Raw genomic sequence first — 24,122 nt, 5'->3', positions numbered from 1 at the left:
GTTCACCCGCCGGGTAGCTCTCCGCCAACAGGCCGATTTCCCGCGCGCGCTGGCCGCCAAACCGCTCGGCCGTCAGCGCGTAACGGCGTGCCGCCCGCTCGCCGATGGCTTGCACCACGAACGGGCTGATCACCGCCGGGGCCAGGCCGATGCGCACTTCCGACAGGCAGAACTGCGCATCATCCGCGCCAATCGCCATGTCACAGCAACTGATCAAGCCCAGCGCGCCGCCGTAGGCCGCGCCTTGCACCACCGCCAAGGTGGGGATCTTCAGCTTGGCCAGGTTGTACATCAGCTCCGCCAGTTCGCGGGCGTCGTCCAGGTTGGTGTGGTAATCCAACTCGGCCGATTGCTGCATCCAGGCCAGGTCGGCCCCGGCGCTGAAGTGCTTGCCGCGCCCGCGCAGTACCAGAAAACGCAAGGACGCATCGCCTTGGACCTGGTCGAGGGCGATGATCAGTTCGCGGATCATCTCGGCGTTGAACGCGTTGTTCTTGGCTTCGCGACTGAGCCACAACGTGGCAAAGCCACGGCTGTCGGTGATCAGTTCGAGGGTGTTGAAATCGCTCATGGGGGACAGCTCCATTTACATGCGGAACACGCCGAAGCGGCTCGGCTCGATGGGCGCATTCAGCGCAGCGGACAAGGCCAGCGCCAGCACGTCGCGGGTCTGCAGCGGGTCGATCACGCCGTCATCCCACAAGCGTGCACTGGAGTAGTAGGGGTGGCCCTGGGTTTCATACTGGTCGAGGATCGGCTGCTTGATCGCGGCTTCCTCCTCGGCGCTGAACCCGTTGCCGGCGCGCTCGGCCTGCTCGCGCTTGACCTGCACCAGCACGCCGGCCGCCTGCTCGGCACCCATCACGCCAATACGCGCGTTGGGCCACATCCACAAAAAGCGCGGGTCGTAGGCGCGGCCGCACATGCCGTAGTTGCCGGCGCCAAAGCTGCCGCCGATGATCACGGTGAATTTCGGCACCTTGGCGCAGGCCACCGCGGTGACCAACTTGGCGCCGTGCTTGGCGATGCCGCCGGCTTCGTATTTTTGCCCAACCATAAACCCGGTGATGTTCTGCAGGAACAACAGCGGAATCCCGCGCTGGCACGCCAGCTCGATAAAGTGCGCGCCCTTTTGCGCGGCCTCGGCGAACAGAATCCCGTTGTTGGCCAGGATCGCAATCGGGTAGCCGTGCAAGTGCGCAAAGCCACACACCAGGGTGGTGCCAAACAGCGCCTTGAATTCATCGAATACCGAGCCGTCCACCAGCCGCGCGATGACTTCGCGCACATCAAACGGCTGCTTGGCGTCGGCCGGGATCACGCCGTAGAGTTCTTCGCTGCTGTACAGCGGCGCTACCGGCGGGCGTTGCAGCAGCTCGCCTTGCTTGCGCCAGTTGAGGTTGGCCACGCTGCGGCGGGCCAGGGCCAGGGCGTGTTCGTCAGTGTCGGCATAGTGGTCGGCCACGCCGGAGATCTTGCAGTGCACATCGGCCCCGCCGAGGTCTTCAGCGCTGACCACTTCGCCGGTGGCGGCTTTCACCAGCGGTGGTCCGGCGAGGAAGATCGTCGCTTGCTGGCGCACCATGATTGCCTCGTCGGCCATGGCCGGCACGTAGGCGCCGCCGGCGGTGCACGAGCCCATCACTACGGCGATCTGCGGGATGCCCTGGGCGCTCATATTGGCCTGGTTGAAGAAGATCCGCCCGAAGTGCTCGCGGTCGGGAAACACTTCGTCCTGACGCGGCAGGTTGGCGCCGCCGGAGTCCACCAGGTAGATGCACGGCAGGCGGTTCTGCTCGGCGATGGTCTGGGCGCGCAGGTGTTTTTTCACCGTCAGCGGGTAGTAGGAGCCGCCTTTGACCGTCGCATCGTTGGCGACGATCATGCATTCCACGCCTTCCACGCGGCCGATCCCGGCAATCACTCCGGCGGCAGGCACGTCTTCGCCATACACCTGATGCGCGGCCAATTGGCTGAGTTCAAGGAACGGCGAGCCGGGGTCGAGCAGGCGGTTGATGCGCTCGCGCGGCAGCAGTTTGCCGCGCGAGGTATGCCGCTCCTGGGCCTTGGCGCCGCCGCCTTGCTGCACCTGGGCAAGCAGGCTGTGCAGGGCGTCGACCTGTTGGCGCATTGCCGCGCTGTTGGCGGCAAACTCCGCCGAACGCGGGTTGAGCTGGGTATGCAGGGTGGCCATGGGCGCGCTCCTTCAGCGGGTTTCGTTGAAGAGTTCGCGACCGATCAGCATCCGCCGAATCTCACTGGTACCGGCGCCGATTTCGTACAGCTTGGCGTCACGCAGCAGGCGCCCGGCGGGGAATTCGTTGATGTAGCCGTTGCCGCCGAGAATCTGGATCGCGTCGAGGGCCATTTGCGTGGCGCGCTCGGAGCTGAACAGGATCACCCCAGCTGCGTCCTTGCGCGTGGTCTCACCGCGCTCGCAGGCCTGGGCCACCGCGTACAGGTAGGCGCGGCAGGCGTTGAGCTGGGTGTACATGTCGGCGACCTTGCCCTGGATCAGCTGGAATTCGCCGATGCTCTGGCCGAACTGCTTGCGGTCGTGGATGTAGGGCACGATCAGGTCCATGCACGCCTGCATGATGCCGATCGGGCCACCGGCGAGCACCACACGTTCGTAGTCGAGGCCGCTCATCAGCACTTTGACGCCGCCGTTGAGCGCGCCGAGGATGTTGTCTTCCGGCACTTCGACGTCATCGAAAAACAGCTCGCAGGTGTTGGAGCCGCGCATGCCGAGCTTGTCGAACTTGTTGCTGCGGCTGAAGCCTTTCCAGTCGCGCTCGACGATAAACGCGGTGATGCCGTGGGGTCCCTTTTCCAGGTCGGTCTTGGCGTAGATCACGTAGGTGCTGGCGTCGGGGCCGTTGGTGATCCAGGTCTTGCTGCCGTTGAGCACGTAGCGGTCGCCGCGTTTTTCGGCGCGCAGTTTCATCGAGACCACGTCGGAGCCGGCATTCGGCTCGCTCATGGCCAGCGCGCCGATGTGCTCGCCGCTGATCAGCTTTGGCAGGTACTTGAGTTTCTGTGCATGGCTGCCGTTGCGGTTGATCTGGTTGACGCACAGGTTGGAGTGGGCACCGTAGGACAAGCCCACCGACGCCGACCCGCGGCTGATTTCTTCAAGGGCCACCACGTGGGCCAGGTAACCCAGGCCGGCGCCGCCGTATTCTTCCGGCACCGTGATGCCCAGCAGGCCCATGTCACCGAACTTGCGCCACATATCGGCGGGGAACAGGTTGTCGCTGTCGATCTGCGCGGCGCGTGGGGCAATTTCCTTGGCCACGAAGGACTGCACCTGATCGCGCAGCATGTCGATGGTTTCGCCGAGAGCGAAGTTCAGGGACGGGTAACTCATGGACAGGCACCTTAATGTGAGCTTTGTTGTTGTGTGGGGAATACGCCAGGGGAGGGCGCTCACCTTTACGTTAACGTAAGCTTGCGTTGCGACGCTGTCAATCGTAGTTTACGTTTACGTCAACCTACAAAAAAGACAACAGGGGTCGTTATGGATCAACCGAATCAGAGCTACAGCCGTGGCTCCCAGGACAAAGCCTTGCTGGCCATGACCATTGGCCAGGCGTTTGACCACACGGTCGCGCAATACCCCGATGGCGACGCGCTGGTCGTGCGTCATCAACAACGGCGCTACACCTGGCGGCAACTGGCCGAGACGGTTGATTTGCACGCCCGCGCGTTCCTGGCCCTGGGCATGCAAACCGGCGATCGCCTGGGCATCTGGGCGCCCAATTGCGCCGAGTGGTGCATCAGCCAGATCGCCAGTGCCAAGCTCGGGGTGATTCTGGTGAATATCAACCCGGCGTACCGCAGCAGTGAACTGGACTACGTGCTCAAGCAATCCGGCTGCCAGTGGCTGGTGTGCGCCGGCTCATTCAAGACCTCCGATTACCACGCCATGTTGCAGGAACTGCAGCCCGACCTGCGCGGCATCATCAGCCTCGACCCCAGCCCGCCCACCGGTTTTTTGCCTTGGGCGCAGCTGGCGGACCTCGGCGCCGGCATCCCCCCGGAACACCTGCACAGCCGCCAAGCCAGCCTGCACTTCGACCAAGCCGTGAACCTCCAGTACACCTCCGGCACCACCGGCTTCCCCAAGGGCGCCACCCTCAGTCACCACAACATCCTCAATAACGGTTATATGGTCGGCGAAAGCCTGGGCCTGACCGCGCAGGATCGCCTGGTGATTCCGGTGCCGCTGTACCACTGCTTCGGCATGGTCATGGGCAACCTCGGCTGCATCACCCATGGCACCACGATGATTTACCCGAATGACGGCTTCGACCCATTGCTGAGCCTCAGCGCCGTCGCCGAAGAGCGCGCGACCGGCCTGTACGGCGTGCCGACCATGTTTATCGCCATGCTTGATCACCCACGCCGCAGCGAGTTCGACCTGGCGACCTTGCGCACCGGGATCATGGCGGGCGCTACCTGCCCGATCGAAGTGATGCGCCGGGTCATCAGCGAGATGCACATGAGCGAAGTACAGATCGCCTACGGCATGACCGAAACCAGCCCGGTGTCGCTGCAGACCGGCGCGGACGACGATCTGGAACGGCGCGTGACCACCGTCGGCCGTACCCAGCCGCAGCTGGAAAACAAGATCATCGACGAAACCGGCAATACCGTGCCCCGTGGCCAGATCGGTGAGTTGTGCACCCGCGGCTACAGCGTGATGCTCGGGTATTGGAACAACCCCGAAGGCACCCGTGACGCCATCGATGCGGCCGGCTGGATGCACACCGGCGACCTGGCGACCATGGATGCACACGGCTACGTCTGCATTGCCGGGCGCAACAAAGACATGATTATTCGCGGCGGCGAAAACGTTTACCCGCGTGAGCTGGAGGAGTTCTTCTTCACCCACCCGGCGGTGGCGGATGTGCAAGTCATCGGTATTCCGGATGTGCGTTACGGGGAAGAGATCGTCGCCTGGGTCAAGCTCCACCCTGGGCAGGTGGCCGACGCGCTGGAACTGCAAACGTGGTGCAAGGGCAGGATCGCGCACTTCAAGACGCCCAGGTATTTCAAGTTCGTGGATGAGTTTCCGATGACGGTGACGGGCAAGATCCAGAAGTTTCGCATGCGCGAAATCATGATCGAGGAACTGAAAACCAGGCGCTAATTAGTTAACCCGCCGCCCCGCTTGATCGCCTTTACAGTGGCCCTTTGCACAGGAGCATCGGGCCCGTCATGACGGATATAACAGCAGTAGAAGCGCAGAGCATTCATGTCGACCCCATTCGGGAAAACCTCCCGGGCTGGTTCGCTCAGTCCAGCCTGAGGCGCAAGCAGGAGCTGGCCGGGTATGCGTTGGACGTGCCGGATTTCTACTTGGGCGCCAGCGACGTTTCGAAGCAAAAGCTCATGACGGCCTACGCCGATGCCTGGTCGGCGTTGAACACGGTTGATCGTGTGTTCGAGGGCGTCAAGGATTGCGCTGGCTTCTGTGAGCCTTTGCTGGTCAAGGCGATCAAGGATGAGTTCAACCTGGAATTGAACGTCAACACCACGTTCTTTGCGCGAAAAGTCTATTACGTCAACCCTCTCAGCGAACGCAACGATTTTGGCGGCGCGTTCAACTTCGCCACGAACACGGGCGGCGCACCCAGTTACTTCTATCAAGGCGTCACCTTGCTTGAGGCAGCGTTGGCAAACTTCGACGTCGACGAAGCCAAATCCGGCGCCTGCACGGACTGCCGGCTGCTGACGCGCTTCGATTTCCATGATGCCGCCAGTGAAATCCTGCCCACCGAATTTGCGGTCAAGCAGCTGTCCCTTGGGGTCGAGGCTCATCGTTTCGCCAGCCTGTGCCGCACGCTGGACTTGGGAAAGCAGTATCAAGCGCATGTAACCGCAGAGCTGGCATCGGTTGATGCCAGCGGCAGCCGCGCCTTGGGTACCTTGGTCAATCATCAGAAGGCCCAGCTGCAAGCCAGCGCGTTGATCGCCCGAGAGCGTGGGCATATCCGTGAAGACACGTTACAGATGCTGGGCCGCCTGATTGCGGGGGAGCAGGGCATTACCTGGCGCGGGGCGGCGATCAGCTGCTATCACCCTCGGATTGAATTTTACACCGTCGCCCAGGTATTGCTGATTCTCGTCGGCTCGGCGCCCATCGAGCATTGCCTGGTGTACATCCCAGGTGATCCCGACAAGCCGTTGGCGGAGTACACCTCGATATGGCAGATCGCCGACGATTTTGCCTACCGTTTGCTGTCGTCGAGTTACCGGGTGTTTTTCAGCCAATTTATCGGCATTGAACAGCAGCACGGCTTTTTTGCGGCGCTCAAGCAACAACTCGACCCCACGGATCGGTTTAACGCGACTGCAGAATGGCGGGTGGATAGCCGCGCGGGATTGCACCGGCCCAGGGTCAATATTGCCCGGATCCCGGCTTACTGGCCGCATTGCGCCCAGCAAAAGCTCGACTTGATCCGTAGCAATGCCAAGGCACTGGCCGTTAGCACCGACAGCAAAGACACCAAGGCGCGACGTGACTGGCTGCAAGCCGTCGGCAGCGCCGCGCTGGAGGTATTCAACCTGGCTTCGTTCGTGGTACCGGGGCTGGGGGTGCTGATGATGGCGGTGGGCGCGGTTCAGATGCTCTACGAGGCTGGGGTGTCGGTGGCCGCGATGGACCGCGGCGAAACACGTGCAATGTGGGAGCACATCAGTGGCCTGGCCTTGAACCTGGCTTTCGCGGTGACAGGTCACGCGGTCATACCTGCGTTGCGCGAGTCCGATTACGTTAAAGGCTGGGTTCAAGTCGTGTCGCCCCAGGGCAAGGGTCGCTTGATCAAGCCGGACTGGAACCGACACCAGCAAGCCCTTGCCCTGCCTCAGGCGGTCCGCCCTGACTCGCTCGGCTTGTACGCCCACGACGGCAAGCAGTTTTTGTCTGCGCCGGGAGGCACCTACTACGAAATGTTGGCCAATGGCGACGAGTATCGGATCAATCATCCAACCGACCCGCACGCCTATAAACCTCGCTCCCGGCATAACGGGGCAGGGGCCTGGGTGCATGAGTTCGAGCAGCCCCAGCAGTGGGATCGACTGACGCTGATGCGCCGGATCGGCTACGCCGTGGACGGTCTGAGCGATGAGCAATTGGAACAGGTGCGCCAGATCAGTGGTATCAGCGATGACCAGTTACGCCGAATCTACATCGACCTCTCGGCGCCCCCGCCATTGTTAAGCGAGACCTTGCGGCGCTTTCAGATCAATCGGCGTTACAGCGAATTCTACGATCAGATGTGCAGTGACGACCCGCAGGTATATGGCCGGGCCAACATCGATCTGCAACTTGAACTGCTCACCCATAGTGAGATCTGGCCGCCTTCCAGGGGCCTGACCGTGACCGGTGGCCCGCGAGGCGCGACCGTGCGCCAGGCGCCGCAGGGGTCTGAGGCTCGCGCGCAAGTGGCGATCAGCGGGCAGCGGTTGCGCGACGGGGCGTTGCTGGAGACTGTCGTTGCCGAACTGGACGATGATGAGTTGAAAATCCTGCTAGGCGAAGACACCCAAGAGGCCAGGCTGCGCGACAGTATCAACAGGGGCGAGCGCTTGGTGGCCGACGCCCCTGCCAATAGCGGTTACAAAAGCTTGTTGAACTTTGCTCGGCAGGACCTGGCCGAGCTGTTGCAGCGCCCACGCGATTTAACGGCCACGCTTCAACGACTGCGACTCAGGCTGGCCCTGGTGGCGGGGCTGCGCCGCACGGAGTTGCTGAACTGGACTGCCAGCAACGATGACGCGGCGGGGCAATGGCTGCAGGCGGCATTTCCCGACCTGCCGGTGTCCGCGGTAAATCACCTGTTGGCAGAGGCTGACGATGTTCAGCTGGAGCAATTGAGTGCGACTCGGCGACCGCCTTTGAAACTCTCCCAGGAGGCCCGAGAGTATCTGGACGCGTTTCGACTGCAGCGTGCTTACGAAGGTATGTATCTCGATGAACCCGTGAAAGAGGACACAGTGCGTCTGTCCATGCACACCCTGGCGGGGCTGCCTGGCTGGTCGGGCGGCATGTGCTTCGAGCTGCGCGACCTGTCGTACACCGGCCCTCTGCTGGACCGCGTCGGTGATGCCAAGTCTGCGACACGGCGCGGTTGGGTCAAGCACGCGGACGGCACTGTGGGGAACCAGGCGTATCCTTTCAGTGCGCAGCGCTTCTACGATAGCGTGTTCGAATGGCTGCCGCGGCCTGAGCGTGAGGTCATGATCTACCCGCTCGAAAACACCTGGAGAAGTTTGCGTGACGTGTTGCGCCGGCGGGCACCGGATCCCAAGACGGTTCGTGAGACGCTGAACATGCCGGCGGAACGTGAGGATTCCGTGTCGTCCATGGGGCAAGCGCCAGACTCTCGGGTGCCGGAGCCGGCATCGCGCCGTGCGCTGCAATGCCAGCATGAGGCACGTACGCTCTATCCAGAGTCAACCCTTGCGCAAATCGAGGAGTATCTCAATACCCTGGGGCAGTCTGATGCCTTCATGCTCAAGGAGATCCGCCGGCGGCGGGCGCAGTTCCAACGGCTCGACGCCGAGCTGACGCAGTGGGCGGCGACGGCCGCCAATCGACAGACCGCAGCACAACGGATCCGTGCCTGCTTTCAGCGTCGTTCGCCGCGTGTTACCAGCAATAACGCTGAGTTTGTCGGCTACAAGCTGGATCTCAGTGACCTCCTGGTCGGACAACTTCCCACACTGCCGATCGAGATGCCCCATGTGTCCAGCCTGGTATTGAGGAATATGCGTTTGTCGGACGATGCGGGAACCTTTCTCTCGTCCTTTCCAGCCCTGCGCCACCTGGTCTTGACTGGAAATCGCCTCACCCGGCTACCCTCGGTGATTGGCAGCATGACTGGCCTGACTCAGCTGATTGTGGAGTCCAATCAGTTGCAATTGACCGCTCAAAGCGTGGCGCAGTTGGCCGGCCTGATCCATATGCGTGCGCTGTTACTGGCGGGAAACCCGCTGGGCGAGGTGCCGGATGTGTCCGGCATGACCCGCCTGAACCAGCTGGGGCTTGCCGATTGCGGTTTAACCCAGATGCCGACGGGTGCACTTGAATTGCCTTTTCTACGTCGCCTGGATTTACATGGCAACAGGCTGGAAGCCGTGCCGGAGCTGCTGTTCGAGCGCCATGAAGGGCAAAACCGTGAAACCAACCTGCATGCAAATCCCTGGTCCCAGGCTGCCCAGGACCGCATGGAAGCCTACCGTTTGCGCACAGGGATCGCGTTCCTCGACCGCGCCGGGCCCATGCATGTTCGCCTTGAAGTGGCTTTGCAGGCCTGGTTGGCGGAGATCCCGGCCAGCGAACGCGAGCAGTGCACCCGACTGTGGAATGATCTGCGCGAGGCACCCGGCGCAGCGGCTTTTTTTCGAGTGATGGCGGACATGACACGCTCTGCAACCTTCAAGCTTGCGCCTGCGCGGCCGGGGCTTGCCGAATGGGTGTGGCAGCTGCTGGACGATGCCGCCAGCGATCAAGCCTTGCGCGAACAGCTATTCGTCGATGCGGATGCGCCGGGCACGTGCGTAGATCAACGCACTGACGTTCTCTTCAAGTTGGGTATGCGCGCATTGGTGCATAAAGCCGAGCGGCAAGCGGGAACCCTACGGGTCGAGGCAAGCCTGGTGGAACTGGGCCGAGGCTGCTTTCGCCTGACCGCGCTGGATCGTCTGGTTAAAGCGGATATCCGGGCGCGCGGGCCGGATTTCGATGAGGACATCGAAGTGGACCTGGTGTACCGCACGTCGCTCGCCGATCGGCTCAAATTGCCCTGTCAACCGCGGGTTCTGGCGTTTGGCAACTTGCATCCGGTGGCGCCGCAGGCAATCAGTCAAGCCGGTAATACTGTGCTTGCCGAGGAAGCGAGGCCTGGTGCACTGGCGACCTTTTTAGTGGATCAGAGTTTTTGGGAAGAGCACTTGCGCAAGCTCTACGCCGGGCAGATTGATCGGCAATTTCTCGAGTCGTCCAATGAGCTTCACGCGCAGATGGCTGGGCTGGATGATCTGGAGTTGGACGCAGACAGCCTGGCAGAGCGGCGTGAGGCGTTGGGGGAAAGGTGGAAGCTTGAGGAAAAGCGTGCGCTTGTGGCCGTAACCGAGCAAATACTGACGCGTTACCCGGTGGTGCAGGCTTAAGGCATAAGCACAAAGGGGACCCGAGGGTCCCCTTTAATTTGTCGTTGCGTGCTCTTTTTTTATTATTGAGGGGCGGTCTGTTGTTGTTTTTGGCAACCGTTACCCTTTACCGCTGTTTTTGTGCGACCCCCATCCGGGGTCAAGAGCAAACGTATTTTTTTGAACGCTGATCTGCCTCTTCGTCATCGATCCAACCAGTGGGTAGCTACCTGAGGTAGTTTTATTTTTCTCTAACCGGTTGCGGGTTGCGGCACGCCGTACCCTGCGAAGCACATCTTCTTCAAAAAAATCTGTTAGCTGCGTCTCTGCCGTGTTGTTTTTGTTATGTCAGAGTCGTTTCGTCTTATTTTTATTAGGTTTGGCGCTTTTTATTCTTGTTATGCCATAGAGATAGCAGGAGCCGTGCCAACTTTGAAAATCTCTTTAAAATCAATGGTTTGGTTTTTTTGTAAGTCTTGACCTACGGCAAATACGACAAAATATGTTCCCGTGTTACTCGATGTGTAGCCGTGCGGTAACACATTGTCACGGCCCGGCTACTCAACCGGCGTTACGCGCCTTGGCCACGCGCGAGCCCGTAGGCCGGCCCAGCACGTTGCTGATGTGCTGACCCGCGCGAATCAATGCCTCCAGGTCGATACCGGTCTCGATCCCCAGGCCATTGAGCAGGTACAGCACATCTTCGGTGGCCACGTTACCGCTGGCGCCTTTGGCGTAAGGGCAGCCGCCGAGGCCCGCGATAGAGCTGTCGAACACGGTGATACCTTCCACCAGGCTGGCATAGATGTTCGCAATCGCCTGACCGTAAGTGTCATGGAAGTGGCCCGCGAGCTTGTCCCGTGGCACCTGCGCCCCGACCACCTCGAACAACCGCCGCGTGGCGCCCGCCGTGCCGGTGCCGATGGTGTCGCCCAGGGACACCTCGTAGCAGCCCATCGTGTACAGCTCGCGCGCGACCGCCGCGACTTGTTCCGGCGCGATCTGACCTTCATAAGGGCAACCCAGCACACACGACACATAACCGCGCACGCTGATACCGTGCTGCCTGGCTGCCGCCATGATCGGCGCAAAGCGCTCCAGGCTTTCGCTGATGGAGCAGTTGATATTGCGCTGGGAAAACGCCTCGGACGCTGCAGCAAACACCGCGACTTCCTTCACGCCGGCCGCCAGTGCGTCTTCGAAGCCGCGCAGGTTTGGCGCGAGGGCGCCGTAGGTCACGCCGGGCGTGCGCTGGATCTGCGCAAATACCTCGGCAGAACCGGCCATTTGCGGCACCCATTTGGGCGAAACAAAGCTGCCGACTTCGATATAGCTCAAGCCCGCCGCGCTGAGCGCATCCACCAACTGAACCTTGTCGGCCACGCTGATGGGCTGGGCTTCGTTCTGCAAACCGTCGCGCGGCCCGACTTCGACCAGGCGTACATGGGAGGGGAGGGACATGGCATTTACCTTCTGGTTATTGGCCGGCCTGGCTCATGGTGTGCGCCAGGGCCTGGGTGCAGCGCTCTTCGGCGGTGTCCAGTTCCAGTTTCATCTGTTCGATATCCAGCAACTGCTGTTCAAGCTGCTCACGGCGCTCGGCGATCTTCGCGAGCATGCTGTTGAGCTGGATATGGTTGCCGCTGGTAGGGTCGTAGAGTTCGATCAGCTCGCGGCATTCGGCCAGGGAAAAGCCGATGCGCTTGCCGCGCAGGATCAGCTTGAGGCTGACCTTGTCGCGCGCCGAGTAAATGCGTTCCTGGCCCCGGCGTTCGGGGGCCAGCAAGCCTTGTTCTTCATAGAAGCGAATGGCGCGGGTGGTGATGTCGAGCTCGCGGGCGAGGTCGGAAATGCTGTAAGTGGTACTCATGGGGGCGCTCAAGGGGTGGCTTGGGCGTTAGGCTAGTGGCTGGTTGACGTTTACGTCAAGGTGATTGCAGGGGAGGGGGCTGCTTTGCAGCCCAACGCCGGGCAAGCCTGCTCGCCACACAGAGCGCCTCACACGCGTCAGGCTTGCTTGCCGTCGAGCTTCTTCTCGTGGGCCGTCACTTGTTGGCACAGCTCGATCATCTGCTCGCGCATCCAGCGGTTGGCCGGGTCCTGGTCGGTGCTTTCATGCCAGTACAGGTGGGTTTCCACCGGCGGCACGTCGTTCACCGGCAGGTTGAACCAATGCAGTTCGTGACGGCGGGCGAAGCGTTCGGGCACGGTCATGACCATGTCGGTCTGCTGCAACACCTGCGAGGCCATCAGGTAATGCTGGGAACGCAGGGCGATCTTGCGCTGGATGCCCATTTTGCCCAGGGCCAGGTCGACATGGCCGAGGCCATTGCGGCGGCTGGAGATATGGATATGGGTCAGCGACAGGTAGTCATCCAGTGTGAGCTTGTCCTTGCCTGCCATCGGGTGGCCCTTGCGCATGGCACACACGTAGCGGTCCTCCATCAGCTTGACGTGGCGCACTTGCGGGTCGGTATTGAGCGGCGCATCCACGGCAAAATCCAAGCGCCCGGCGGCGAGTTCCTTGGTGGTCTCGCGGCGTTTGGACAGGAAGCTCTCGATCACCACGGTCGGCGCCAGGCGGCGCAGGCGCTGGAACAGCAGCGGCAGGATCACCGCCTCGGTGAGGTCGGTCATGCTGATGCGGTAGGTCTTCGCCGCCTGCTGTGGGTTGAAAATCCGGCTTTCCTGCACCGACACCCGCAGCAGCGACAGCGCGTTACGCACCGGGCCGATGATGTTCTGCGCCATCGGCGTCGGCACCATGCCCTGGGCGGTACGCACAAACAACGGGTCGTTGAACGTCTCGCGCAGGCGTGCCAAGGCGTTGGAGACCGCCGGCTGGGTGATGCCGACAATCTGCCCGGCGCGGGTCAGGTTGGCTTCGGTGTAGATCGCGTCAAAGACGATGAAGAGGTTGAGGTCGACCTTGCTCAGATTCATTGCGTTGCGCTCTTATTGTTAGATGTCCATACCCCGATCATATATCGGTGATGAATGTTAATACACGCCGAGAATAGGCTAGGTAAATTATCAACGCTGTTCTAGCATCGATTGCATGACCTAAACAACCTCTCAGAGAAGGGAGCTGCTCATGGATTTCGCCTATTCGCCCAAGGTTCAGGAACTGCGTGAACGCGTGACCGCGTTCATGGACGCTTACGTTTACCCGGCCGAGCCGGTGTTCGAACGCCAGGTCAGCGAGGGCGACCGCTGGCAGCCCACCGCCATCATGGAAGAGCTGAAAGCCAAGGCGAAGGCCGAAGGCCTGTGGAACCTGTTCCTGCCGGAATCCGAGCTGGGCGCCGGCCTGACCAACCTTGAATATGCGCCGCTCGCCGAAATCATGGGCCGCTCACTGCTGGGCCCGGAGCCGTTCAACTGCTCCGCCCCCGACACCGGCAATATGGAAGTGCTGGTGCGCTATGCCAACGAAGAGCAAAAACACCGTTGGCTCGAACCGCTGCTGCGCGGCGACATCCGCTCGGCCTTCGCCATGACCGAACCCGACGTGGCCTCATCGGACGCCACCAACATGGCGGCCCGCGCCGAACGCCAGGGCGACGAGTGGGTGATCAATGGCAAGAAATGGTGGACCTCCGGCGCCTGCGACCCGCGCTGCAAGATCCTGATCTTCATGGGCCTGAGCAACCCGGATGCGCCGCGCCACCAGCAGCACTCGATGATCCTGGTGCCGGTGGACACCCCCGGGGTGAAAATCCTGCGGCCGCTGCCGGTGTTCGGCTACGACGACGCGCCCCATGGCCACGCCGAAGTGCTGTTCGACAACGTCCGCGTGCCGTATGAAAACGTACTGCTCGGTGAAGGACGGGGGTTCGAGATCGCCCAAGGGCGCCTTGGCCCGGGCCGCATCCACCACTGCATGCGCTCGGTCGGCATGGCTGAGCGCGCCCTGGAATTGATGTGCAAACGCTCGGTCAGCCGTACCGCGTTCGGCAAGCCGTTGGCCCGCCTGGGCGGCAATATCGACAAGATTGCCGACTCACGCATGGAAATCGACATGGCGCGCCTGTTGACCTTGAAGGCCGCTTACATGATGGACACCGTGGGTAACAAAGTCGCGAAAAGCGAAATCGCCCAGATCAAGGTAGTAGCGCCAAACGTGGCATTGAAGGTGATCGACCGCGCGATCCAGATCCATGGCGGTGCCGGGGTTTCCAACGACTTCCCGCTGGCCTACATGTACGCCATGCAGCGCACCCTGCGCCTGGCCGACGGCCCGGACGAAGTACACCGCGCGGCGATCGGCAAGTTCGAGATCGGCAAGTACGTGCCTAAAGAGCTGATGCGCAGCGGGCAATAAAACCGTGTCAATCTCATCGGGGGCAAGCCCCCTCCCACAGGGAAATGCATTCCAAATGTGGGAGGGGGCTTGACCCTATGAGGCCAGTGTCAACCACCCAAAACCCCGGCATTCAGTACACCCAAACCTCCACCCGCCGATTCTTGATCCGCCCCTCATCCGCCGTATTCGCCGCCACCGGCATCTGCGCGCCAAACCCGCGGATATCGCGCAGCACCACGCCGTTCTTGACCAACTCCCGGCGCACCGCCATCGCCCGTAATTTCGACAACAGTGCCGCCCGCTGCGGGTCATTCTTGGCGTCGCCAAACCCGACCAGCGTCACCTGCTTATCGAGTTTGTCGTGGCTTTTCAGGTATACCACCACGCGCTGCAAATCCTGACGGGCCTTGTTGTCGAGGCTCGCGCTGCCTTCTTCGAAGCGAAAATTCACGCTCAGACGCTGGGCATCACGCGCGATGGCCTGGTAGTCCTCAGGCATCGAAGGGCGTGGCTCCACGCCGATAGCCTGCACCTGCTGCGCAATAAAACCGTTGGCCGCGACAATCGCCTGGCCTTTGCTGCTCTGGGTAAAGTCCACCAACGCCTTGGCCCACGGGTTGCGACTCGAGGGCGGCAGGTAAAAGAACAGCCGCCGTGACAGCGGATAGTCCTCGGTGGCAATCAGGCTGTTCAACGGCAACATCGGTTGCGATTCGCCATCCACGATCGCCACGGCCTTGGCTTGGCGCACATAGGGCAGGCCGATAAAACCGATGCCTTGCGGGTCCTGGCTCACCGCGTCGGACAGCGCCTCGCTGGATTCGAAACGCTTGGCCGGCGCCAGGGGTTTACCGCGCAGGCGCAGCACCAGGTCCTTAAAAGTGTCGTAGGTGCCGGATTGGTCATCCCTTGCGTATAAATGAATCGGCCCGCCGATGCCGCCCAGGGCTTCCCACGTACTGATCTCGCCGTTGAAGATTTGCGCCAGTTGCTCGGTGTTCAGCGTATTCAACGGGTTTTGCGGGTTGAGGATAATGGCCAGGCCGTCGATGGCGATCACCTGTTCAGCCTCGGGGCTTTTCAGGTCGCCGAGCGGTTCAAGGTCCACCAGTTCGCTGTCCTTGATCGGGCGCGACGCCGCGGCGAGGTCGGCGCTGAATTTTTTCAACGCGGCAAACCCGGTGCTGGTGCCGTGGGCTGCCACTTCGACGGAGACCGCCTTGCCTAGGCGGGTCGTGCCGATCACGCGCTGTTCGTTGGCGCCTTCGCTGGGTTCGCTGTGCACGTCGTGCAAGCCTTGATGCTCCATCAAGCCCTTGACCAGCGCGGGGCCGAGCGCCGCGCCAATGGTATTCGAGCCCTGGATGCGCAACGCAGGGCCTTGGTCGGGAACGGGCAGGGGGGCGGCTATAGCGGGGAGAGCAATCGCGCAATACAGGAATAGAACGCGCAGCATCATGCCGGCACCTTCTCAAGCCAAAGGGAGTGCTGCGAGATTAAGTCAGTAACGTTTCACAAGTGTGACGGGGTGTTCCATGCACCAAAATGTGGGAGATTCTATGGTTGAGGATTGCCCCCTCAACCATAGAATCTCCCACAGTTGATCGAGTAGGACTGGACGTTAGCTCAATTCAAGCCAGATCGGCGCATGGTCCGAAGGTTTCTCCAGCCCGCGCAAATCGTAATCCACGCCGGCATCCTTGACCCGCGGCAGCAGGCCGTTCGATGCCATGATCACGTCAATCCGCAGCCCGCGCTTGGGCTCATCTTCAAAACCACGGCTGCGATAGTCGAACCAGCTGAAGCGGTCGGCCACTTGCGGGTTCAAGTGCCGGAAGCTGTCGACAAGCCCCCAGTTTTTCAGGCGCGCCATCCACTCGCGTTCTTCGGGCAGGAAGCTGCACTTGCCGGTTTTCAGCCAGCGCTTGGCGTTGTCTGCGCCGATGCCGATGTCGCAGTCTTCCGGGGAAATATTCACGTCGCCCATCACCACCAGCGCCTGGTCATTGCTGAACTGGCTTTCGAGCAGTTGCTGCAAGTCTTCGTAGAAACGCTTTTTGGCAGGAAACTTGGTCGGGTGATCGCGGCTTTCGCCCTGTGGGAAATAGCCGTTCATGACGGTCACCGGGTTGCCGTTCTCATCGGCGAAGGTGCCCCAGATAAACCGGCGCTGGGCGTCTTCTTCATCACTGGCAAAACCCTTGTGCACGCTCAGCGCTTCTTTGCGCGAAAGCAGGGCCACGCCGTAGTGGCCTTTCTGGCCGTGGTAGTACACGTGATAACCCAGGGCCTGCACTTCGGCGAGCGGGAACTGGTCATCGTGGACCTTGGTTTCCTGCAGGCCAATCACATCGGGTTGGTGCTTTTCAATCAGCGCCGCCAGCTGATGAGGGCGGGCGCGCAGCCCGTTGATATTGAAGGAGACGATTTTCATGGTCGGCAGTCCAGTCCTGGCAAAAGGGCGATGCTAGCGGACAAGTCGGACGGGGGCCAGCGTGGCGGTAGGGCAGCTGCACTGCTAATGTCTGGGAACGACTGCTGCTGCGTAGGTTCGTACCCATAAGAACGCCATCTTTTGAGTGGCGCCCAGGGAGATTGACTGTATGTCTGAAACACCGACTGCCATTGCCGAAATTCGTCTGCTCAACAGCGGTTATTCCCGCGAGGCGCGGTCCCTGTTGTACCAGGCGTATCGGCATGAGCCGACGTTCGCCTATATCTTCGAAGCGGAACGTGCAGGCTATGAACAGCGCGTGCGTGCCACCGTGCGCGAACTGGTGAAGCAGCATTTTTTCCAGAAACTCCCGGCGATCGGCCTGTTCGTCAATGACCGCCTGATCGGCATTGCCTTGATCGCGCCGCCGCAACGGCGCCTGGGGATTACCGAGAGCTGGGCCTGGCAATTGCGCATGTGGCTGAGCACCGGTGTGCGCGGCACCCGGCGTTATCTGGAATATCATTACGCGGTGCTGGCCTGCCTGCCCAGCGAATCGGTGCATGTACTGCCGTTGCTGGGCATCCACCCGCAATTCCAGGGCAAGCATTACGGTGAACAGCTGCTGGAGGCGGTACACAACTGGTGCGCCGAAGACCCGCACTCATTCGGCGTGGTGCTGGACACAGGCAATTCACGTTATCTGGAGTTTTACAAACGTCAGGGCTACGAGGAAATCGGTGAGGTGGCTGTAGGACCCATTTTGGAGCATGTTTTTTTTCATCCAAACCCTCAAGTCCTACAGGCTGCTACGGCTTAAATCAGATTTTTTCAGAAACGTCTGAGTTCTAAGACCCTCCCCAGCTCGTGTAGCATCCGCGCCTATGAAGTTTCCAGGAAGATTTACCAGCGGCTTGGTTCTGCTGTTCACAAGCTGCGGCGCCTTTGCGCAGAGCGAATTGGACGTGCGGATCAAGCCCTCAAACGACGCGTTGAAAGCCAATATCGAAGGCTATATCGGCGGGGTGGGCGATCGTGATGAAGAAGCCTTGCTGCGGTTCAGCCGAGGCGCCGAAGAGCAGGCGCGCAAAGCCGCCCAGGCGCTAGGCTTCTATCAACCACGGATCGCCAGTGACGTGAAGGGCGGCAAGAACCCGCGCCTGATTCTCACCATCGACCCCGGCGAGCCGGTGCATTTGCGCAACGTGACCATTCGGGTCGACGGCCAGGCTGCCGACCTCAAGGCGTTTCGCGTGCCCGCCAGCGACGACCTCAAATCCGGCGCCGTGCTCAATCACGGCCACTACGAAGACGCCAAGCGTCTGATCCAGAACCAGGCGTCGCGCTACGGCTTTTTCAGTGGGCGTTTCTCCCGTCAGAAACTCTCGGTGGACCCCCAGGCCGGCGTTGCCGATATCGAACTTGTCTATGACAGCGGCCCGCGCTACGCCCTGGGCAAGGTCAACTTTGCCGGCGACACGCCGTTTGACGACGAATTACTGCAGCGCATGGTGCCGTTCAAAAGCGGCGACCCTTATGATTCCGAACTGATCGCCGAACTCAACCAGAACCTGCAATCCAGCGGCTTTTTCGAAGCGGTGCGCGTGGATGCTGCCCCGGCGGCGTCGACCAACGATGTGGTGCCGGTGGCCGTCAACCTGGAAACCCGCAAGCCGCGCACCATGGGCCTGGGCCTCGGTTACTCGACCGACGTCGGGCCGCGCGGCAAGGCCAACTGGACGCGCCATTGGGTCAACCCCCAGGGCCATAGCTACGGCTGGGAAGCCGAACTGTCGGCCCCACGGCAAAACGTCGGGCTGTGGTACGACATTCCGCTGGACCCGCCGCTCACCGATAAGCTGCGCTTCGCCGGTGGCTATCAGAATGAAGAAATCGCCAACACCGATACCCTGAGTAAATTGCTCACGCTCGGCCCTGAATGGCACAGCAAGTTGCCCAGTGGCTGGACCCGCGTGATCTCGCTCAAATACCAGCGTGAAGAATATCGCCTGGGCAACGACTCGGGCCTCAGTAACCTGGTCATGCCAGGGGTCAGCTATTCGTACCTGCGCAGCGACAACCGCATCGACCCGCACAACGGCTACCGCCTGCAATTCGATACCAAGGTCGCCAAGGAGGGGCTGGGCTCCGACACCAACCTGCTTTACGGCACCGCCATGGTCAAGGGCCTGACCACCCTGTGGGATAACCACCGTTTCCTGGCCCGGGCACAGGTCGGCGGCAGCGCCACCAATGGCTACAATTCGGTGCCGCCGTCGCTGCGCTTCTTTGCCGGTGGCGACCAGAGCGTGCGTGGCTACGAGTACCAGACGCTGTCGCCAGAGAACGACCGGGGCGACCGCATCGGTGGCCGCTACATGGTTGCGCTGAGCGCCGAGTATCAATATTCGATCGCCGAAAAATGGCGGATCGCGACCTTTATCGACCAGGGCAACTCGTTCAACTCGTTGGAAATGCCCAGCTTGAAAACCGGCGTCGGCGTCGGCGTCCGTTGGGTCTCGCCGGTCGGGCCGATCCGTCTGGACCTGGCGCATGCCCTCGAAGATCCGGGCGGCATTCGATTGCACTTTTCCATGGGGCCTGAGCTGTGATGCGTGGTTTGAAAATAGCGGGGCTGGCCATCGTTGCGGTCTTCGCTGTGGTATTGCTGGCACTGTGGGCCGTGCTCGGCACCCAGGCCGGCAGCCGCTGGGCCCTGGGCCAGGTGCCCGGTTTGAGCGTGGAGAATTTCCAGGGGCACCTGGGTGGCCAGTGGAGCGCCGACCACTTGCTGTGGCAGCAAGACAGCAGCCGGGTCGAGCTCAATGCACCGACGTTCGATTGGTCGCCAGGGTGTCTGCTGCGCATGACCTTGTGCATCAATAAGCTGGATGTGGAGCAGGTCAGCCTGCAATTTCCTCCCAGTACCGACGAGAGCAGCGGGCCGCTCCAACTGCCGGATCTGACATTGCCGCTGGCGATCCAGCTGGGCGATGTGCGCGTCGGCAGCCTGCTGTTCAACGGCAGCGAAGAACTCAAGGGGTTGCAACTGGCGGCGCACTGGACCGCTGCCGGCATGCAGATCGACTCGGTGCACCTGCAGCGCGATGGCCTGGTGCTGGACCTGAATGGCCTGCTGCAGCCCACTGGCAACTGGCCGTTAAGCGCCACCGGTAACCTGAGCCTGCCGTACGCGCCCGGTGGTGCCCCGTGGCAGGTTGCGCTCAACGTCGAAGGCGATTTGCTCAACACCCTCAAACTCGATGCCGACAGCACGGGTTACCTGCCCGCCAAGCTCAGCGGCGAGCTGCAACCGCTGGCGGAAAACCTTCCCGCCCAGCTGCACATCACCGCTGACGGCTTCAAGCCCAGTGCCGACTTGCCCGACACCCTGCAACTCAATCAACTCGACCTGACCGCCAAGGGCGACCTCAACAGCGGTTACCAACTGCTGGGCAAGGCGGTACTGCCGGCAGAAAAGGGCCCGGTAGACCTGTTGCTGCAAGGCAGGGTCGACGCCAAGGGCGCGCAGATCGCCGGCCTGGACCTGAATGCCGGTGACAAGCAGAGCCTGAAACTCAGCGCCAACCTGGATTGGCAGCAAGGCTTCAGCGCGGACGCGAAAATTGACTGGCTGGACTTCCCGTGGCATCGCCTGTATCCGCTGATCGATGCGCCGCAAGTGGTGCTGCGTACCTTCAATGGCGAGGTTTCCTACAAGGACGGCAACTACCTCGGCAACCTCAAGGCCGACCTCGACGGCCCCGCCGGCAAGTTCAATGTGGTCACCCCGTTCAGTGGTGACCTCAAGCAAGTGTTCCTGCCCGAGCTGAAACTGACCGCCGGCCAAGGCAAGGCCGAAGGGCACCTGAACCTGCAGTTTGCCGATGGCATCGCCTGGGACACCTCGCTGGACCTGTCGGCGCTGAACCCGGCGTACTGGGTGGCTGAATTGCCGGGGACCCTGGCCGGACCGCTGCGCAGCAAAGGCGAGTTCAAGAACGAGCAACTCAAGCTGAACGCCGACCTCGACCTCAAGGGCCGCCTGCGCGGCCAGACCGCCGTGCTGGCGGCCAAGGCCGAAGGCGCCGGCCAGCAATGGACCCTGGCCAACCTGGACATCCGCCTGGGTGACAACCGCATCAATGGCAGCGGCAGCCTGCAACAACGCCTGGCTGGGCAGATCGACATCAAGTTGACCCGTCTGGCCCAGCTGTGGCCGCAGTTGCGTGGGCAGGTCAATGGCCGACTCGACGTGGCCGGCAGCCTCAACGCTCCCCAAGGCAAACTCGACCTCAAGGGCCAGCAGCTGGCGTTTGCCGACAATCGCCTGCAAAACCTGAGCCTCGACGCCAGCCTCGACAGCGCCCAGCGCGCGAAGATCGACCTCAAGGGCAGCGGCATCCAAAGCGGCGACACCCAGGTCGGCACCCTGACCGCCAGCGCCCAGGGCGATATCAAAAGCCAGAAGGTCCAGCTCGATCTGGTCGGCCCGCTGGTCAAGCTGGCCCTGGCCCTGGACGGTAACCTCGACAAAGGCAACTGGCGCGGGCGCCTGGCCAGTGGCGATGTGCAAGCCGGTGGCCAGGACTGGAAGCTGCAAGCCCCGGCGAAAATCGAACGCCTGGCCGACGGCAAACTGACCTTTGCGGCGCACTGCTGGGTGTCCGGCGCAGCCAGCCTGTGCGGTGAAGACCAGCGCCTGATGCCCGAGCCGAAGCTGCGTTACCACCTCAAGCAATTCCCGATCGACAGCCTCGCGGCGTTCCTGCCCAAGGACTTTGCGTGGCAGGGCAAGCTCAATGCCGACCTGCAACTCGACCTGCCGAACAGCGGCCCCAAAGGCGTGGTGTCGGTGGATGCCGGCGGTGGCACCTTGCGCGTCAAGGACAAGACCCAGTGGCTGGATTTCCCCTACGACACCCTCAAGCTGGAAACCACCCTCAACCCGAAACGCATCGACACCCAGTTGAACTTCCGTGGCGGCAAGCTCGGCGAGTTGCTGGTGCAGGCACAGATCAATCCGTTGCCGAAAAACAAACCGATCACCGGCAATTTCAGCCTCAGCGGCCTCGACCTCGCCGTGGCGCGCCCGTTTGTGCCGATGGTGGAAACCCTCAGCGGCAAGCTCAACGGCAGCGGGCGGATTTCCGGTGGGCTGCTGGCGCCGCTGGTCAACGGCAGCGTGAACTTGGTGGGCGGCGAAGTTTCCGGGCCGGAACTGCCCATCAGCCTTGAAGGCTTGAACGTGCAGGCGTTGATTGCCGGTGAAAGCGTGCAATTGGATGGTGGCTGGCGCAGCGGCAAGGCCGGGCAGGGCAGCCTCAAGGGCCAGATCGACTGGGGCCAGGCGCTGGTGGTGGACCTGAGCCTGCAAGGCTCGCAACTGCCAGTCACGGTAGAACCCTACGCCGTGCTGGAAGTGGCGCCGGACCTGAAGATCAGCCTGAAAAACGACAAACTGGCGATTGCCGGCAAAGTGCAGATCCCGCGCGGCGACATCACCGTGCGCGAGCTGCCGCCGTCGACGGTCAAGGTCTCGGATGACACGGTCATCGTCGGCAGCCAGACCGAAGAGGGCAAGCCGCCGATGGCCATGGCGATGGACATCGACGTGGCGGTGGGTGAAGACCAGCTGAATTTCTCCGGTTTCGGCTTGACGGCCAAGGTCCAGGGCCACGTGCATATTGGCGACAACATGGACACCCGCGGTGAACTGTGGCTCAACGACGGTCGCTACCGAGCCTATGGCCAACGGCTCAACGTGCGCCGCGCACGCCTGTTGTTCGCCGGGCCGCTGGATCAACCTTTCCTGGATATTGAAGCGGTACGCGTGACCACCGAGCCCTCGCGGACAGTGACTGCCGGGATTCGCCTGAGCGGCAGCGCCGAGCAGCCGACCACGCAGATTTTCTCCGAGCCGGCCATGGCTCAGGAGGATGCGCTGTCGTACCTGGTGCTGGGGCGTTCTCGCACCAACACCGGTGAAGACAACAATATGCTCGCCGAAGCGGCCCTGGGGCTGGGGTTGATGGGCAGCGCCGGCGTCACGTCGGATATCGCCACCAAGCTCGGCATCCAGGATTTCGACCTGGATACTCAAGGCACCGGCAACAACACGGCCGTGGTCGCCAGCGGCAAGATCACCGAAAAACTCAGCCTGCGTTACGGGGTCGGGGTGTTCGAACCGGCCAGCACCATCGCCTTGCGCTATCTGTTGAGCAAGAGGGTGTATCTGGAAGTCGCCAGTGGCGTAGCCAGCTCCCTGGATATTTTCTACAAACGCGATTTCTAACGCTGTGGTGAGCGGGCTTGTCCCGCGCTGGGCTGCGAAGCCGGCCCAGGATTTTGTGGTGCGCCCGTCGGGGGGCAAGCACCCTCACCACACCAAGCCCCTCCCACATTACCAAGCAAGCTAATTATTCCATTTGACATTCGCTGCCTAAGCAGTAACATCTCGTCATACATTCACTGCCTAGGCAGTAATAAGGTGACTTCCGATGAAACACTTCACCTCTGACAACTTCCACAACTGCCACCTCGGGCTGTTGCTGGGCCGCGCCGCATTGCTCAAAGACCGCATCATCGACACCCATATGGAACCCCACGGCATCACCGCTGCGCAGTTCAAGGTGTTGATCATCATGGCTCAGTACGGCGTCGACACCCCGGCCGAGCTGTGCCGCAACCTGTCCCTGGACAGCGGTTCCATGACCCGCATGCTCGACCGCCTGGAGCAGAAAGGCTTGCTCGGCCGCAAGCGTTCCGAGCTTGACCGCCGCCAAGTGCAGTTGGTGCTCACCGCAGATGGCCAGCGCCTGGCGGACATGCTGCCGTACATCGGCGCCGACGCGTTGAACCAGTTGGCCGGTGCCCTGGAGCCCGGTGAGTTAGAAACCCTGGAAAAGATTCTGAAGAAAATTCTGATAGCTGCCGGTGACCCCATCACCCTTCAGCGGGTAGGTAAAGAATGAACACACGTGCCCTCAGCCTGGTGCTGGTCGCCATGAGCCTGGCCGGTTGCGCCAATTTCAGTGGCCTCGACACCCAGGCCCAGCGCCTCGACGCCAACACCCTGCAGACCGGCAAGTCCTTGAGTGGCGTGACCCTCTCGAGCGCTGCCTGGCCCAGCGCCGACTGGTGGAAAAGCCTCGGCGACCCGCAGCTCGACGGCCTGATCCAGGAAGCGTTGCAAAACAGCCCCGACATGCAAGTCGCCAG

At 61.7% G+C, this 24,122-nt stretch carries 15 protein-coding genes and 1 pseudogene; 8 read left to right on the top strand and 8 right to left on the bottom strand.

The genetic code is table 11. From position 1 onward, the window contains the following. The 3 genes from WBR57_RS19060 to WBR57_RS19050 all read right to left on the bottom strand — a co-directional run. Positions 1–571, bottom strand: a 571-nt coding sequence (locus tag WBR57_RS19060; RefSeq protein ID WP_424085571.1) for an enoyl-CoA hydratase-related protein, incomplete at its 3' end; no start/stop codon positions are given. A gap of 15 nt (positions 572–586) precedes the next feature. Then, positions 587–2,194, bottom strand: a complete 1,608-nt coding sequence (locus WBR57_RS19055; RefSeq protein WP_424085569.1) for a carboxyl transferase domain-containing protein — start codon at positions 2,192–2,194, stop codon at positions 587–589. A 12-nt stretch (positions 2,195–2,206) separates the two neighbouring features. Beyond that, the gene (locus tag WBR57_RS19050; RefSeq protein WP_424085567.1) at positions 2,207–3,370 is read right to left on the bottom strand and encodes an isovaleryl-CoA dehydrogenase; all 1,164 of its coding nucleotides are present in this window, start codon (positions 3,368–3,370) and stop codon (positions 2,207–2,209) included. 150 nt (positions 3,371–3,520) lie between these two features. Here WBR57_RS19050 and WBR57_RS19045 point away from each other — a divergent pair, with 150 nt between their 5' ends. Together WBR57_RS19045 and WBR57_RS19040 are read left to right on the top strand one after the other, a co-directional pair. Further along, positions 3,521–5,155, top strand: coding sequence for an AMP-binding protein (locus WBR57_RS19045; RefSeq protein WP_424085565.1), 1,635 nt, complete (start codon positions 3,521–3,523; stop codon positions 5,153–5,155). 68 nt (positions 5,156–5,223) lie between these two features. Then, on the top strand, positions 5,224–10,182 hold the full coding sequence (locus WBR57_RS19040) for an NEL-type E3 ubiquitin ligase domain-containing protein (RefSeq protein WP_424085563.1): 4,959 nt from the start codon (positions 5,224–5,226) through the stop codon (positions 10,180–10,182). 540 nt (positions 10,183–10,722) lie between these two features. On the opposite strand, the gene WBR57_RS19035 is transcribed toward WBR57_RS19040, so the two are convergent. From WBR57_RS19035 to WBR57_RS19025, 3 genes are all read right to left on the bottom strand, one after another. Next, positions 10,723–11,622 (bottom strand): hydroxymethylglutaryl-CoA lyase, encoded by a 900-nt coding sequence (locus WBR57_RS19035; protein ID WP_424085561.1) that lies wholly within the window; start codon positions 11,620–11,622, stop codon positions 10,723–10,725. A 16-nt stretch (positions 11,623–11,638) separates the two neighbouring features. After that, positions 11,639–12,031: a MerR family transcriptional regulator gene (locus WBR57_RS19030; protein ID WP_424085559.1), complete on the bottom strand. Its 393-nt coding sequence runs from the start codon at positions 12,029–12,031 to the stop codon at positions 11,639–11,641. Positions 12,032–12,168: 137 nt separating this feature from the next. Next, on the bottom strand, positions 12,169–13,104 hold the full coding sequence (locus WBR57_RS19025) for a LysR family transcriptional regulator (protein WP_122540045.1): 936 nt from the start codon (positions 13,102–13,104) through the stop codon (positions 12,169–12,171). A 151-nt stretch (positions 13,105–13,255) separates the two neighbouring features. Here WBR57_RS19025 and WBR57_RS19020 point away from each other — a divergent pair, with 151 nt between their 5' ends. Next, a complete protein-coding gene (locus WBR57_RS19020; RefSeq protein ID WP_424085556.1) occupies positions 13,256–14,485 on the top strand; it encodes an acyl-CoA dehydrogenase in 1,230 nt (409 codons plus the stop codon). A 112-nt stretch (positions 14,486–14,597) separates the two neighbouring features. Here the strand turns inward: WBR57_RS19020 and WBR57_RS19015 are convergent, their stop codons facing one another. Beyond that, complete coding sequence (locus tag WBR57_RS19015) at positions 14,598–15,926, bottom strand: substrate-binding domain-containing protein (protein ID WP_424085554.1); 1,329 nt, start codon at positions 15,924–15,926, stop codon at positions 14,598–14,600. A 162-nt stretch (positions 15,927–16,088) separates the two neighbouring features. After that, on the bottom strand, positions 16,089–16,901 hold the full coding sequence (gene xthA / locus WBR57_RS19010; protein ID WP_424085552.1) for an exodeoxyribonuclease III: 813 nt from the start codon (positions 16,899–16,901) through the stop codon (positions 16,089–16,091). A 169-nt stretch (positions 16,902–17,070) separates the two neighbouring features. Between xthA and WBR57_RS19005 the strand changes: the two genes are divergently transcribed. The 5 genes and pseudogenes from WBR57_RS19005 to WBR57_RS18985 all read left to right on the top strand — a co-directional run. Next, positions 17,071–17,721, top strand: coding sequence for a GNAT family N-acetyltransferase (locus WBR57_RS19005; RefSeq protein WP_424085550.1), 651 nt, complete (start codon positions 17,071–17,073; stop codon positions 17,719–17,721). 64 nt (positions 17,722–17,785) lie between these two features. After that, positions 17,786–19,513, top strand: a complete 1,728-nt coding sequence (locus WBR57_RS19000; protein WP_424085548.1) for an autotransporter assembly complex protein TamA — start codon at positions 17,786–17,788, stop codon at positions 19,511–19,513. Further along, positions 19,513–23,196, top strand: a complete 3,684-nt coding sequence (locus tag WBR57_RS18995) for a translocation/assembly module TamB domain-containing protein (RefSeq protein WP_424085546.1) — start codon at positions 19,513–19,515, stop codon at positions 23,194–23,196. The genes WBR57_RS19000 and WBR57_RS18995 overlap by 1 nt, the downstream gene beginning before the upstream one ends. 205 nt (positions 23,197–23,401) lie before the next feature. Continuing rightward, positions 23,402–23,875, top strand: coding sequence for a MarR family winged helix-turn-helix transcriptional regulator (locus tag WBR57_RS18990; protein ID WP_424085544.1), 474 nt, complete (start codon positions 23,402–23,404; stop codon positions 23,873–23,875). Beyond that, a pseudogene (locus tag WBR57_RS18985) lies at positions 23,872–24,122 on the top strand (multidrug RND transporter); the annotation flags it as partial. The gene WBR57_RS18990 and the pseudogene WBR57_RS18985, both read left to right, overlap by 4 nt.

Source organism: Pseudomonas sp. (assembly GCF_049590575.1).
GTDB lineage: Bacteria > Pseudomonadota > Gammaproteobacteria > Pseudomonadales > Pseudomonadaceae > Aquipseudomonas.
This window is presented reverse-complemented; position numbering and strand designations above follow the sequence as displayed.

What these genes read in the sequence shown, in the direction of transcription:
- WBR57_RS19055 (WP_424085569.1), bottom strand. Translation starts at nt 2,194, where the DNA reads ATGGCCACCCTGCATACCCAGCTCAACCCGCGTTCGGCGGAGTTTGCC.
- WBR57_RS19050 (WP_424085567.1), bottom strand. Translation starts at nt 3,370, where the DNA reads ATGAGTTACCCGTCCCTGAACTTCGCTCTCGGCGAAACCATCGACATG.
- WBR57_RS19045 (WP_424085565.1), top strand. Translation starts at nt 3,521, where the DNA reads ATGGATCAACCGAATCAGAGCTACAGCCGTGGCTCCCAGGACAAAGCC.
- WBR57_RS19040 (WP_424085563.1), top strand. Translation starts at nt 5,224, where the DNA reads ATGACGGATATAACAGCAGTAGAAGCGCAGAGCATTCATGTCGACCCC.
- WBR57_RS19035 (WP_424085561.1), bottom strand. Translation starts at nt 11,622, where the DNA reads ATGTCCCTCCCCTCCCATGTACGCCTGGTCGAAGTCGGGCCGCGCGAC.
- WBR57_RS19030 (WP_424085559.1), bottom strand. Translation starts at nt 12,031, where the DNA reads ATGAGTACCACTTACAGCATTTCCGACCTCGCCCGCGAGCTCGACATC.
- WBR57_RS19025 (WP_122540045.1), bottom strand. Translation starts at nt 13,104, where the DNA reads ATGAATCTGAGCAAGGTCGACCTCAACCTCTTCATCGTCTTTGACGCG.
- WBR57_RS19020 (WP_424085556.1), top strand. Translation starts at nt 13,256, where the DNA reads ATGGATTTCGCCTATTCGCCCAAGGTTCAGGAACTGCGTGAACGCGTG.
- WBR57_RS19015 (WP_424085554.1), bottom strand. Translation starts at nt 15,926, where the DNA reads ATGATGCTGCGCGTTCTATTCCTGTATTGCGCGATTGCTCTCCCCGCT.
- xthA (WP_424085552.1), bottom strand. Translation starts at nt 16,901, where the DNA reads ATGAAAATCGTCTCCTTCAATATCAACGGGCTGCGCGCCCGCCCTCAT.
- WBR57_RS19005 (WP_424085550.1), top strand. Translation starts at nt 17,071, where the DNA reads ATGTCTGAAACACCGACTGCCATTGCCGAAATTCGTCTGCTCAACAGC.
- WBR57_RS19000 (WP_424085548.1), top strand. Translation starts at nt 17,786, where the DNA reads ATGAAGTTTCCAGGAAGATTTACCAGCGGCTTGGTTCTGCTGTTCACA.
- WBR57_RS18995 (WP_424085546.1), top strand. Translation starts at nt 19,513, where the DNA reads ATGCGTGGTTTGAAAATAGCGGGGCTGGCCATCGTTGCGGTCTTCGCT.
- WBR57_RS18990 (WP_424085544.1), top strand. Translation starts at nt 23,402, where the DNA reads ATGAAACACTTCACCTCTGACAACTTCCACAACTGCCACCTCGGGCTG.